Origin of the sequence: Salinivirga sp. (assembly GCF_035268865.1) — a bacterium.
Classification (GTDB): domain Bacteria; phylum Bacteroidota; class Bacteroidia; order Bacteroidales; family Salinivirgaceae; genus Salinivirga.
In genome coordinates, this window is the sequence record NZ_DATFKB010000033.1 from 1 (window position 1) to 13,742 (window position 13,742).

Sequence of the window (13,742 nt, forward strand, 5' to 3'; positions counted from 1 at the left end):
TAGAGGTTTTTGTTAATTTAATTCATTATTTTTGAGTTTAACTATAGGGTTCAATAACTTATGGCAGGTATCTACATACATTATCCTTTTTGCAAATCGCGCTGTTACTACTGTGATTTTTATACCATTACAGATTCCAGCATGAAGGCCCCTTTCTATGAAGCGCTTCTTTATGAGATCACTTTGCGCAAAGACTTCCTGAAGCATGAACCAATTGAAACCATCTATTTTGGCGGGGGTACCCCTTCCTTGCTTGATCCAGCCAAAGTTAATCAGGTGTTGGAAACCATACATAAACATTTTTCGGTTGTAAATTTACCTGAAATAACAATTGAAATAAACCCCGACGATGTATCAAAATACTATGCAAGGCAACTAAAACAGACACAAGTAAACAGACTCAGTCTGGGCATTCAGGCATTTTACAACTATCACCTTCGGTTAATGAACAGACGGCACAAGGTAATGGGTGCATTAAAAGCGGTTGATACTTTACAAGCCGAAGGTTACGACAATATTAGTATTGATTTGATTTACGGTTTACCCGAAATGACAAAGGCCGAGTGGGAAAAGACACTCAACAAAGCCGTAAAAATGAATATTCAGCATATTTCAGCATACCATTTAACTTACGAAGAAGGTACTGTATTTGACAAACTCAGAAAAAGCGGCAGACTCATTCCGCCTGATGAAGATATAAGTCTATGGCAATTTAATACAATGACCGATTTCCTGGAAAATAACGATTTCATTCAATACGAAATTTCCAATTTTGGCAAAATGGGCAGGTTCTCCAAACACAATATCAATTACTGGCAAAATAAACCCTACCTTGGGCTGGGGCCTGCAGCACACAGCTTTGACGGAAAATCACGTTACTGGAACATATCAGATATTAGTAAATACCTGCGCATTGAAAGAAAAAACGACGATATCAGAGAAAAAGAAATACTCACCTCATCTGATCGATTTAATGAATACCTGATGACCGGGTTACGCACTTATTGGGGTATAGATATAGCCCATATAAAGCGACATTTCCCGGATAAAAACTCTGATGAATTGCTTAAAACCATAGGAAAATATATAGAATCGGGACACATAAAAGCAGAAGGGAAAAAATATTACCTTACCCGAAAAGGAATGTTTATCAGCGATAAAATCACAGCAGAACTATTCATTTAATCAAATCGGCCAACTTTCTCAATCAACATCGATATAAAACAATTTTTCAAAAGTTGTTAATTTTTATATTTTTAGTTAATATTCGACCTTAATATTTATGAAATGACAGAGGCAGGATCGCATCAAAGCCCCAAAGAAAATAGAATAAACCCTTTAAGCTCTGAAAACAATAGCCTAAGGCAACTATTACATCAACAAAACACTTACATATGGGCCTGGCATAAAAACTCATACCATATTGATGTAGACCAGCACTTTAGAGAAAAACTAGGATTGGAGAAAGAAAACGAGCAGTTAGCCCAGCATTTATATCAAATCCTACACTCTTCTGACAAAATAAAATGGCTTCGGTTTATTGTAAACCTACGCTACGAAAGACCTATCATCCCTTTTGAAATCAGGTTTCGACATGCTGCAGGCAACCACATCTGGTTTAGAATCACTACCGAGAACCCTGCTACTCCTGCAACACGTATGGGGCTACTTTTAGACATTACCAAAGACAAAAATGCCCTGGCAATTACACAAGATAAAAATGCCCGGCTCGAAGCCTCAATTCAAAATAATTTTGGACTTAATATCATTATTGACCAGGATCTTAATGTTAAGCATATTCATAATGGCAGGCTGATTTTAAAAGAAAATACCGAAAATGTTTTTAAGAAATTAACAATAGATTCGTTTTTCGATAAAGAAAGCCGCACCATTTTTTTTGAATCCCTGGATGAGATATTAAGAACACCTGATGCAGAAATAAAAACAGAAGTCACAACAAACCCATTATACACCCGTGAACCCAGGCACCTTGAAATTATCATTGTAAATAAACTAAAAGACCCCAGGGTTCAGGGTATTGTAATTGATGCCCGCGATATATCTGATCACAAATCACTTGAGGTAAGATTAAAAAAACAAAGACAAGAATACCTGAACTTATATGAGGAGTTTGAGGCACAAAACAAAAAAATCAATATAAAAAACGAGATTCTTGAAGCGAAAAATCAGGAAATAGCAGAAACGATCGATAAACTGAGCCAATCAGAAAATCGCTTTCTAAGCCTTTCAAAAATTGTAAATGAGGCAATAACAGTTATCGAAAACAAAAATACGGTATTTATAAGTGATCGTCTGGCCCAAATTACAGGATACCCAATAGAAGAACTATACGGAATTGATATAAAACATCTGGCAGCTGCAAAAGAAAATTTAACTCCAAGGTACCCTAACCCCGACAACAAAAACATATACGAAATAAATTTTTGGGTCTTCACTAAAAATGGTGAAAAACGCTATTTATCAAATATCTTTTACAGAGAACAAAAAAGTGGTAAACCCACCTATACCTTTATAATCACCACTGATCAAACGCAACAAAAAATACAAACCGAGTTATTACGTGACAACCAGATGAAATTAAAAGCCACGCTGGAATCGCTTCAAAAATGGATTATCGTGGTAGATAACAAAGGGTTTATCATAAACTTTTACAAGCCTACAAACACAAGCTATTTCTTATTGAAAAAAGGCTTCGACCCTACCGGGAAACATTATACCGAGCTGCCCTTACCTGAACAGTTCATTGAAAAAATACTGGACACGGGCATTAAGGTTCAAAAAGATGGTATTGCACAAGCAATAGAAATACCCATTGAATTAAAAAGAAAAATACGCTGGTATTATGTAAATATTTCGATTCGATACAGCACAACAGGACAAAACATTGGGTGGACATTGGTGCTAGATGATATTACACGTATAAAAGCCACCGAAATGGAGTTAAAAAACCGTGAAACCCAACTTTACTCATTAATAAACCATTTTCCCGATATCGTGTGTTTGAAAGACAGGGAAAACCGGTGGATACTTGCAAATAAACCGCTCCTGGAACTTTACGGCATAAAAAACCAGCCATATTTACTAAAAACCTGTAAAGAGTTGGCCACAATTCACCCGGAGAATAAATCGATATACACAAAATGCGCTGAAACAGATGTGATAGCGTGGCACACAAGAAAGCAGTATAAATACGATATGATTTTTGATCAGGGGCGTGAGTTACCAAGGGCCTACGAGATTATTAAAGTTCCGATCTTCGATAATCAGGGAGAACCGGCATGGCTCATAATGCTCGGAAGGGATGTCACAAAGCGAAAACACATGACCCAGGAACTCAAAATAGCCAAAGAGAATGCCGAAATGGCCGACCAACTAAAAACTGCTTTTCTCACAAACATGTCGCATGAATTACGCACACCACTAAATGCTATTGTAGGGTTCTCGCAGCTCCTGAGTCAGCCAAGCACAAAACAGGATGAACGAGAAGAATTTATTAAAATTATTATTGAATCAAGCAATTATCTCCTCAACATTATAAACGATATTATAGACCTTTCTAAAATGGAGACCGGGCAGCTCAATCTCAATATAAACCCGGTCAACATTAAAGAAATGCTTCTGGATTCCTTCAATTATTACAAAAACCATTACACGAAAGCCAACCTTAACTTCGAAATAGAATTTCCCGACACACCTTACCAAATAATTATTGATACCGATAAAGTCAGGTTGCAACAAGTACTAAATAGTTTGGTAGCAAATGCTTTTAAATTTACGAAAAGTGGGACAATAAAAATTAATGTTGGATTTGATCAAAATCACGAATTTTTACACATCAAAATAAAAGATACGGGTATCGGTATTGATCCAAAATATCATAAAACAATTTTCGAGCGTTTCAGACAGGTCGAAGAAGGTTATACCCGTGAATACGGAGGTGCAGGGCTAGGCCTGGCCATTTCAAAAAAGCTAACTGAAATGTTGGGAGGTAAAATTAATTTAGAATCCATACCCGGTTCAGGATCTGAATTTACAATTAAGCTACCCTACATCCGCACACCAAAAAGGGCAGAAAATGATAAGGCCCCTGCAGACATTAGCTTTATAAAAAATAAAAGTGTGCTTGCAGTGGAAGACGATGCCGGAAGTTATCTTTTACTCAAATCAATATTGCGAAATACAGGATGCAGGCTTATTCATGCAAAAAATGGTAAGGAAGCACTTGAATTAATTAAGAAACAATCAAATATAGACCTGGTGCTAATGGATGTTCAAATGCCAGTGATGGACGGACTCGAAGCAACACAAAAAATTAAAGCCCTGCACAAAAACATACCAATAATTGCCCAAACAGCCCATGCATTCAGCAACGACCGGCAAAAATGCATTGATGCAGGATGCGATGACTTTATTACCAAACCAGTTCGTTTCGAAGAATTATTCTTAGCCATCAGTAAAACCATTAAGCCCGATAATTTAAATTAAATTTATATTTTTACATTTACCATTGAAAACTAAAGAACATGAAAAAAATAAGCAGCTTATTTTTTTCGGTAATACTTATATGCGGAATTACAGCGTGTGAACCCGACCAAAAAAACAAGCAAAAACAAACGCAACAACAAAAAAAAGAAATCACTCCTGAACCTGTAAAAAAGGAAATTTCCCAAACTGAACTATATGAGGGTAACCATGATATTATTAAGTCAGAATTATAATAGAAAGTGGAAAAACTGAAAAACAAGTATTGAAGCCGGTTCTGGAAAAAATCTTATTACCCATAAAACATGTTGAAGCATTGTTGCTTGCATGTACCCATTATCCGTTTATTGCTAAAGAAATTGCTGCAGTAATGTCTTCCGGTTGCAAACTAATTGACCCCATGGAAAAAGTAATGAAAGAATTACAGAAAAATGTTCTGCCATTTACAAAAAACGGAGAAGATCATTTCTTTACAACCGGAAATCCAAATATAATGCAACTGGCTGCATTAAACGGATTCAACGTTGACATTAAGACAATTAAACAGGTTTCTTTACCTACTTTAACCATGCTAAACCATTAGTAAATTCAACATGGTAGGAAACATAATTTTATCATAATAAAATGGTTTAGTTTCCGGTCGAAAATATATACATTTGTTTCTATTCTATAATCGTAACGATTAATTAATAAACCGTTTAAAATGAAAAACATACTTGTAGTAGGTGCAGGTGGACAGATTGGTTCAGAACTTGTACCTTTTTTGCGCAAGCAATACGGAGCAAACAATGTAATAGCTGCTGACATTGATGAAGATAAATGCAAAAAACTTTCTGAAGGCCCCTGGGAAAAATTAGATGCAACCGATGGAAATCGTTTTCTCGAAATTGTAAAAAAATACAAAGTCGACACGATTTACAACATGGTGGCGCTGTTATCGGCCACAGGAGAGAAAAACCCTGAACTTGCATGGAAAATAAACATGGGAGCACTGGAAAACAGCCTTAATATTGCAAAAGAACATAACTGCGCTGTATTTACTCCAAGCTCAATTGGAGCCTTTGGCCCTACCACACCAAAAGACAATACTCCCCAGGATACCATCATGCAACCCAACACCATTTATGGGGTATGCAAAGTATCGGGAGAACTTTTAAGTAATTACTATTATCAACGTTATGGTGTAGACACCCGTTCGGTACGGTTTCCCGGAATTATTTCCAATGTAACACTACCCGGCGGCGGCACTACCGATTATGCAGTTGAAATATATTACGAAGCCATAAAAAAACAACAATACACCTGCAACTTACAAAAAGGCACCTTCCTCGATATGATGTACATGCCCGATGCGGTAAAAGCATGTGTAGATCTGATGGAAGCCAATCCAGAAAAACTTATACACAGGAACTCTTTCAACATTTCGGCAATGAGTTTCGACCCCGAAATGATCGGTGACGAGATTAAAAAACATATTCCCGAGTTTAATATGGATTATAATATTGACAAGGTTAAGCAAACGATTGCAGATAGCTGGCCAAACTCAATGGATGATAATTGCGCCAGGGAAGAATGGGGATGGAACCCTCAGTTTAATCTGGCGGCAATGACCATAGACATGCTGGAAAAAATTGAGGAAAAACATCAAAATGGCCTCATTTAGTCTCAGCAAGAAAACTACCTGTTTTTGGGTGTGCCTGGTAATAAAACTTCAAGAACAAGGCTTGGTATTTTGAAAATCAAGGAGTTTACTTTCGTAATTGACTGTTTTCAAAATGGTCATAACGCAGTTATTGGAGTTTTCTTGCAGGCACTATTTAAAGAATAAATGAACAATTAGGGGATTAGCTCGTCGGTATAAAAAACAGGAAAAAATTATGTAAGTTTGTAGATATGTAATGGAATAAACTCTTTATGGATAAAATCAAACTTAAAGTACTGGGTATTTCTTATAGTCAAACACAAACCGGTGCTTATGCACTCATACTTGCTGAAGATAACGGAGAGCGGAGAATACCGATTATAATTGGTGGTTTTGAGGCCCAGGCAATTGCCATAGAACTCGAAGGACTGAAGCCACCAAGACCCCTGACGCACGATTTATTTGTAAATTTTGCAGATGCATACAATATAAATATTATTGATGTAACAATTAACCGGCTCGAAGAGGGTATATTTTACAGCGAAATTACATGTGACAATGGAAACAGCCGCATTAAAATTGATGCCCGCACAAGTGATAGTATTGCTTTAGCGCTGCGCTTCAAATGCCCGATTTACACAACGCCGGCGGTAATGGAAAAAGCAGGTATTGAATTGGAAAATGAAAAAACCGATGACCGTGAAGCTGGTGTAAGTAAAACCACCCTCTCACGTGAAGAACAGAAAGAGAAATACGCCCAAAAAACACTGGAAGACCTGAAAAAAATGCTCAATGAAGCTATAGAGAAAGAAAACTACGAACTGGCTTCTGAACTAAGAGATGAAATAAATCAAAGAGAGAAAGAATAATATTATCCTTTCTCTCTTTTCTTTTATCTGATTCTTATAAAAACTTCGATAACTTATATCTTACCAGCCTCTTCGGCTTTTTTAATTTCTTCGGGATTGTGCTTATATTTAAACAGAATCATAAATGCGATTGCCACTAATAGTGAATAGATTCCAAAAATCGCCCATATACTATCCCAGTCTTTAACTCCGTTCGCGGTATAAAGATCAATAATCCAACCACTAAAGTAAGCACCGATCATGGCCCCGAAACCATTGGCCATAATGATAAACAAACCCTGTGCACTTCCACGAATCTCTGGTTTTGCCTCTTTTTCAACAAATAAAGAACCTGAAATATTGAAAAAGTCAAATGCCATTCCATACACGATATTTGAAAGTATGATCAGTGCAAGGCCAATACCAACAGGACTACCGGCACTGAATAGCATGAAGCGTAAAACCCATGCAAACATACTCATCAACATCACTTTCTTGATACCAAAGCGCTTTAAAAAGAAAGGTATAGTAAGAATAAACAACACTTCAGACATTTGTGAGATAGACATAATTATACCGTTATTTTTAACGGCAAAAGTGTCTTTAAACTCCGTAAGGCTGCCAAAGTCATGAATAAAGGCTTCACCCCACATATTTGTAATCTGCAAAGCAGCACCGAGTAAAATCGAAAAAATAAAGAAAATTGCCATTTTACGCTCTTTAAACAGCACAAAGGCATCAAGACCCAATGCCTTGTAGAGCGAAAATTTTTCGCCGGTTTTCGCTGGTTTTTGGGTTTTGAATGTTAAAGAATACAAACCCAATATGAGGGAGAATGCAGCGGCAAAATATAACTGATTTTCGCTGACGCCCCAACCAAGGAAATCAACAATCCAAACAGCAATAATAAAACCTATTGTACCCCAAACACGTATGGGAGGAAATGCTTTCACTACATCAAACCGCTCACGCTTAAGTATCTCATATGAAATACTGTTATTAAGTGATATAGTAGGCATGTAGAGCATTAAATAAATGAGCATTACAGGATATAATGCACTGAAAGTTTGCTCCTGTGCAGCCAGAAATAACATTCCGGCACCCAAAATGTGCAATGCTCCAAAAACAGTGTTGGGCTTAATATAGCGGTCTGCCAAAATACCCATCAATGCAGGCATAAAAATAGCACCTATACCTACGGCCATAAAAATGGCGCCAATTTGCTCTCCGGTAAATCCCAGCGTACTGTTCAAATATTTTCCAAAAGAGAGTAACCAGGTACCCCACACAAAAAACTGAAGAAAGTTCAGAATTGTAAGTCTTATCTTTACGTTGCTCATAGTATAAAAAAATATTGACCTTTGTGAAAGTCTGTATTATTGCCAAAAACAAGACTTTTTTTGGTCATAGTTAAGTCGACAAATATTGTAAAAATATATGTAAGTAAGAACTGTAGAATAATAAAAAAAATACCCTGATGCATAACAATCTAAATACCTGACCGATACAAAAAAGATAAAACAGACTATGAACCACCAAATATTTGTTACTAGCATAAAAATTAATCACCTAAAAACACAAAGATTTCGTCTTCACAACAGGATATAACCTTTATAACTTATTGATAGATTTAATAAAACCTCATTTGATTTCTCGTACCAATTATTCGGATAAAACAGCAAAAATATGTAATTTGCGATTCGAGATTAAGTCGAATAGGGATACGCTTTTTTAATACAATGGCAGAATGAAATATCTTTTAGTTTTTCTGGCGGGATTGTGTGTGCTGCCATATTTAAATGCTCAAAAAAGTTATCGGTATAACTTTGACAGGTACACAAATGAACAAGGTTTATCGCAGGGGCAGGTTTTTGACATCAGCCAGGATAAGACCGGCCGGATATGGATTGCAACCTATTCAGGCGGCATAACAATTCTCGATGGGCAAAAAGAAACATACCTCTCTGTTAAAGACGGCATGCCCTCCTACTCCACAACCTCGCTCTTTCTTGACCAAAAAGAACGCATGTGGATCGGAACAGCCAATGGACCCTGCTATTACGACGGCTATTCTGTAAAAACACCAGTAATAAGCGAACCTGTCCAAAAACTATTTGTCTGGGATATTGCAGCAGACCAAAATGGTAAAATCTGGCTGGCAACCGATCAGGGAATTTGGCATATTAAAAACGATACGGTCTACGTTGCTGACCCAGCCATTATGCAATATCCGTTTTACAAAATATCCAAACAGCCAGAAAAAAATCAATTATGGTTCTGCTCTGGAATTGCTGGTCCAATGGTATTACAAAAAGACTCCCTCACAAAAGCTCAAATTTCTATTACAGATGATGTGCTCATCGAAGATCTGTTTTTCACATCTAAAGAACATGTTTTTGTGGCATCAACAATGGGCCTGTTCGACTGCAAAGTTGAAGGCACAAAGCTGGAGGTTCAATCAAGAAAAATTCACGACCACCATGCCATAACCATGGAAATTGATAAAGCAGGGCGCCTTTGGGTAGGTACAGATGAAGCCGGTTTATTTATTTTCGACGAAAACGGTAATATTAAAAACATTACAGCTTATCAAGGCATTGGCTTTAACCGTATTTACAAAATATTTAAAGATAGCCAGCAAAACATATGGATCGGTACAGATGGTGCAGGTGTATCGATATTCAAAGGATTTAATTTTGCTGAACTGCGCATCGAAGAACTCTACCAACCTTCATTCGTAATGGATGTGCATATTGACAAAGCAAAAAATATGTGGGTAGCAACTGAAGGTCAGGGATTAATAAAGATATCAGAAAACAAACATGAGCATTTCACAACAGATAATGGCCTGAGCAGCAACTTTACAAACGAAATTGTTTCTTCGGAAAATGGGGAGGTATATGTAGCAACAAATACTGGTATTACCGTTTTTAGAAATGGTAAAATAAATTATCTCAGAAAGCCGGCCCACCTGGTTACAAACCTGATAGAGTCACTCATGCTGGATGATAAAGGACAATTATGGGCAGGGACATTTGGCCAGGGCTTACAATGTGTCAATACCCAAAAATTGTTTTCTTCAGCAAATGGTTTAAGTTCAGACTACATTTGGGATATTCTGCAGGCAGACGATAAAAGAATTTTTGTAGCCACCGATCAGGGTGTAAATGTTATTAAAGACAATAAAGTAGTTGATACGATAAATAAAGAAGACGGGCTACTAAATGAACACATAAGCTCGCTTTTACAGGATCGATATGATAACTTTTGGTTTGCAGCTGAGGGTGGCCTGGCCTGGTATAATGATGATTTACTCAAGTATTACCCCATCTCTGAATTAGCAAACAGCCATATTTTTTATTCCATCGTAGAAGATAAATATGGCCGGATTTTATTGGGTACAGAAAATGGTATCGTTTTACTCAATACAGATAAAAACGGTGTAATTTACGGAACACACCAGTACTCAAGAAATACTGGCTTCTTTGGTATTGAATGCAACTCCAATGCCGTTACAAAAAATGAAAAAGGAGAAATATTTTGGGGAACAGTTAATGGCGTTACCAAACAAAATCCAACTAAAGAAATTCAAACCAAAATTGTAGCAGATCCATTTATTCGTTCAATTCAGCTTTCAGAAAACAAAGACCATTTGCACGGTTATGCCGACTCCGTGGCACCCTGGTTCAATTTACCAGTTAACCTACATTTACCCTACAGCAAAAAAAATGTAACCATTAACTACGGAGCTCCTGAATTTGTAAACCAGGATAATTTGCTCTACCGTTACAAACTAGAAGGTCTGGATGAAACCTGGTCAAAACCCGGTGAGCAGACACAGGTAAGTTACAATCACTTATCTTCGGGCACCTATACATTCCGTGTACAAACGTTACATAGCGATTTCATGGACAAACCTGCCGGTGAAAAAACCTACACTTTTACCATAGACACCCCCCTTTATCAAACATGGTGGTTCCGTATTATAATGAGCGTAACACTTGTAACCATTGTATTACTATTCTGGAACTATAGAATATATGCTTTACGAAAAAGAAAGACTACACTTCAAAAATTGGTGAGAGAGCGAACTATTCAGTTATCGAGGCAAAAGAACCAACTCGAAAAAGCAAACAAAGAAATACGGCAAAGTGCTCAGCTTAAAGAGCAATTTTTGGCCAATACCAGCCACGAAATGCGAACTCCGCTGAATGTTGTCATTGGCTACAGTAACCTTATGCTTAATGCCCGTTTGGACAAACAGCACAAACGCTATATGGAGAATATCCGTTCATCAGGCGAACATCTAAAAGTGATTATCAATGACTTGCTGGACCTTTCAAAAATAGAAGCCAATAAGCTTACATTAAACAACACATCTTTTAATTACAGGCGCATCATTATCAACACCTTCAATGTTTTTCGCATTGAGGCTGAAAACAAAGGACTTAAAGCCGAATTAAATATTCAACGACCGATACATAAAATTATTGGAGACCCAGTAAGGCTCACACAGATACTTTCGAATTTATTGCGTAATGCAGTAAAATTTACAGAAGAAGGTTTTATCGGAATAACTACAAAAGAGGAAAAAATTGATGAAAAAAACATTGTAGTCCACATACAAATTAAAGACAGTGGTATAGGCATTCCCGACAGCAAAATAAATCAGATATTTGAAAGTTTTACACAGGTAAAAGGAAACCTGACACGTAAATATGGTGGAACCGGACTGGGTCTGGCTATAGTAAAAAAATTAGTAGAACTCCATGATGGAGATATAAATGTTGATAGCAAAGAAAACAAGGGCACGGTTTTTAATGTATCACTACCATATCAGATATCAACAGAGAACGAGACACCCCTAATTGAAGATTATAAAATCAGATTTGAAAAGATACTGGAAAATACCCGTATCCTTATTGTTGATGACAATGAAATCAATCTTTCACTGGCAATTGAAACACTACAGAAATTCAATCACAGTCTCAATATAGAAGTAGCATACAATGGTAAAGAGGCAATTGATATCCTCTCAAAAAAAGATTTTGATTTAGTTATTATGGATATTCAAATGCCTGTGATGGATGGATATGAAGCTACGAAATTAATTCGAAACCGCGAAGACCATAAACGCGACATCCCGATTTTGGGAATGACCGCCCACGCAATGAAAGATGAGCGCACCCGCTGCCTTGATCTGGGCATGAATGAATACCTGTCTAAACCGTTTTCTCCAGCTGATTTGTTAAACAAAATCAAAAAAATACTCGATATCTCACCTTCACCCGAGGTAAAACTTAACATACCAACCAAAGAAGGAAACAATGGTTTTAAAACAATCGACATTAGAAAAATCAAAGCGATTGTTGGAGACTCAATGGAGAAGGAAATTAAATATTTAAAATTACTTCAAAAAAATGCTCCTGACTTTATTCAAAAAATAGACAGAGGCATCCAAAAAAACGATTTCCGGGTAATAAAAGTATCTGCCCACTCGCTGAAATCAACTTTTAGGTATTACGGTGCCGAAGATCTTATGAATTTAAGTAAACAGGTTGAGTTGCTGGCTGAACAAGCACATGACCAGCCAAAAATTGAGCGCCTGTTAAAGGAAATTCAGGAGAAATGGGCAAATGTAGAAAAAGAGTTGACGGCCTACTTTTCGAAACAGAACTAAGACCGACACATTACTCAAAAAAACGCCCCAGATTGGTTCTTACAGATATATGATTTGTTGCCCCTGCTAAATGATAGGAAGCTCGCGCATATTCAATGTGGAAACCTTTGATTAGCACAGATGCCCCGAGACTAAATCCAACCATTCCACCTTTATCGATCATCTTCATTGTACTACGGCGATAATAGTTGTAACCTACCCTGGCTGAAATTCTCTTTGATGGGATAAACTCTAAGGCAAAAATCAGGTGCCGCATAATTTTTTCGGCGTCTTTTCTAATATAATCTGTTTCTATCTCTTCTGGAGGAAGATTAGTGTTATTAGGTGTAACAGTGTTGTTGTTTGTCAACAATAAATCAAAATCATGCAGGTGATGTGCCACAACAGAAAAACGAAATGGGGCATGCTCCAACCCTTTTGCAACTCCAAACTGATAATCCTGGGGCAATGGCTCATCCTCACCCTCAACATATGGTTCAATTTGAGTACCAATATTTTTGGCCATTAGCGATACTGTAAGCTGCAAATCAGGGTTATGATAGGTAAGAGCAGCATCAAAAGCCGCTGCCAGGGCATCGTAGCGATCAATTTTAGAATAAATCCCCTTTACGCTTGCTCCCAAACGAAGGTTTTTCATCAATGGTTGCGACCATCCGATGATGAGCGCATAATCACCACCGTTGAATGTACCCATATCATTACCAAATTGGTCAATACGGTCCATCTCCCCATAATTCATATATTGCAACCCTGCGCCTACAAAACCCAGCTCTTTTAAGTCATACCCCCAGGCTATCATACCCATGTTTACGCCCGGATGTAAGTTTGTAAAATTGAGCCCAACCTGCTGATCCAATTTTGGTTTTAACAGTGCCGGATTATCAGCTATAAAATTAATACTGCTGTCAGCACTCACAATTGGTGCTCCTCCCAGAGAAGCAGAATATGCAGAGGTGGGGACTGTTAAAAAGCGATATACCGATGATAAATCAGATTGCCCGAATCCACTCAATACACTTAAAATAAAAAATAAAATCCCAAAAAATCGATTCATAATTACATGCAAAAC

Annotated in this window: 9 protein-coding genes; 7 read left to right on the plus strand and 2 right to left on the minus strand. The window is 37.3% G+C overall.

Annotated elements, in window-relative coordinates; translation table 11 throughout:
• Positions 1-60 precede the first annotated feature (60 nt).
• The 6 genes from hemW (at position 61) to VJ937_RS02250 (ending at position 7,014) form a co-directional block, all read left to right on the plus strand.
• On the plus strand, positions 61-1,185 hold the full coding sequence (hemW, locus tag VJ937_RS02225) for a radical SAM family heme chaperone HemW (RefSeq protein ID WP_324065280.1): 1,125 nt from the start codon (positions 61-63) through the stop codon (positions 1,183-1,185).
• A 102-nt stretch (positions 1,186-1,287) separates the two neighbouring features.
• The gene (locus tag VJ937_RS02230) at positions 1,288-4,506 is read left to right on the plus strand and encodes an ATP-binding protein (protein WP_324065281.1); all 3,219 of its coding nucleotides are present in this window, start codon (positions 1,288-1,290) and stop codon (positions 4,504-4,506) included.
• 38 nt (positions 4,507-4,544) lie between these two features.
• On the plus strand, positions 4,545-4,739 hold the full coding sequence (locus VJ937_RS02235) for a hypothetical protein (protein ID WP_324065282.1): 195 nt from the start codon (positions 4,545-4,547) through the stop codon (positions 4,737-4,739).
• 29 nt (positions 4,740-4,768) lie between these two features.
• Positions 4,769-5,086 carry a hypothetical protein gene (locus VJ937_RS02240; RefSeq protein WP_324065283.1) on the plus strand — a complete coding sequence of 106 codons (318 nt, stop codon included), beginning with the start codon at positions 4,769-4,771 and terminating at the stop codon, positions 5,084-5,086.
• 120 nt (positions 5,087-5,206) lie between these two features.
• On the plus strand, positions 5,207-6,166 hold the full coding sequence (locus tag VJ937_RS02245; RefSeq protein ID WP_324065284.1) for an L-threonine 3-dehydrogenase: 960 nt from the start codon (positions 5,207-5,209) through the stop codon (positions 6,164-6,166).
• Positions 6,167-6,417: 251 nt separating this feature from the next.
• Positions 6,418-7,014: a bifunctional nuclease family protein gene (locus VJ937_RS02250; protein ID WP_324065285.1), complete on the plus strand. Its 597-nt coding sequence runs from the start codon at positions 6,418-6,420 to the stop codon at positions 7,012-7,014.
• A 53-nt stretch (positions 7,015-7,067) separates the two neighbouring features.
• On the opposite strand, the gene VJ937_RS02255 is transcribed toward VJ937_RS02250, so the two are convergent.
• Positions 7,068-8,333, minus strand: coding sequence for a nucleoside permease (locus VJ937_RS02255; protein ID WP_324065286.1), 1,266 nt, complete (start codon positions 8,331-8,333; stop codon positions 7,068-7,070).
• A 407-nt stretch (positions 8,334-8,740) separates the two neighbouring features.
• Between VJ937_RS02255 and VJ937_RS02260 the strand changes: the two genes are divergently transcribed.
• On the plus strand, positions 8,741-12,673 hold the full coding sequence (locus VJ937_RS02260) for a two-component regulator propeller domain-containing protein (RefSeq protein WP_324065287.1): 3,933 nt from the start codon (positions 8,741-8,743) through the stop codon (positions 12,671-12,673).
• 10 nt (positions 12,674-12,683) lie between these two features.
• Here the strand turns inward: VJ937_RS02260 and porQ are convergent, their stop codons facing one another.
• The gene (gene porQ / locus VJ937_RS02265; protein WP_324065288.1) at positions 12,684-13,727 is read right to left on the minus strand and encodes a type IX secretion system protein PorQ; all 1,044 of its coding nucleotides are present in this window, start codon (positions 13,725-13,727) and stop codon (positions 12,684-12,686) included.
• Positions 13,728-13,742 lie beyond the last annotated feature (15 nt).

Excerpts from the sequence above, each read along its gene's own strand:
- hemW (WP_324065280.1), top strand. The coding sequence starts at position 61 with ATGGCAGGTATCTACATACATTATCCTTTTTGCAAATCGCGCTGTTAC.
- VJ937_RS02230 (WP_324065281.1), top strand. The coding sequence starts at position 1,288 with ATGACAGAGGCAGGATCGCATCAAAGCCCCAAAGAAAATAGAATAAAC.
- VJ937_RS02235 (WP_324065282.1), top strand. The coding sequence starts at position 4,545 with ATGAAAAAAATAAGCAGCTTATTTTTTTCGGTAATACTTATATGCGGA.
- VJ937_RS02245 (WP_324065284.1), top strand. The coding sequence starts at position 5,207 with ATGAAAAACATACTTGTAGTAGGTGCAGGTGGACAGATTGGTTCAGAA.
- VJ937_RS02250 (WP_324065285.1), top strand. The coding sequence starts at position 6,418 with ATGGATAAAATCAAACTTAAAGTACTGGGTATTTCTTATAGTCAAACA.
- VJ937_RS02255 (WP_324065286.1), bottom strand. The coding sequence starts at position 8,333 with ATGAGCAACGTAAAGATAAGACTTACAATTCTGAACTTTCTTCAGTTT.
- VJ937_RS02260 (WP_324065287.1), top strand. The coding sequence starts at position 8,741 with ATGAAATATCTTTTAGTTTTTCTGGCGGGATTGTGTGTGCTGCCATAT.
- porQ (WP_324065288.1), bottom strand. The coding sequence starts at position 13,727 with ATGAATCGATTTTTTGGGATTTTATTTTTTATTTTAAGTGTATTGAGT.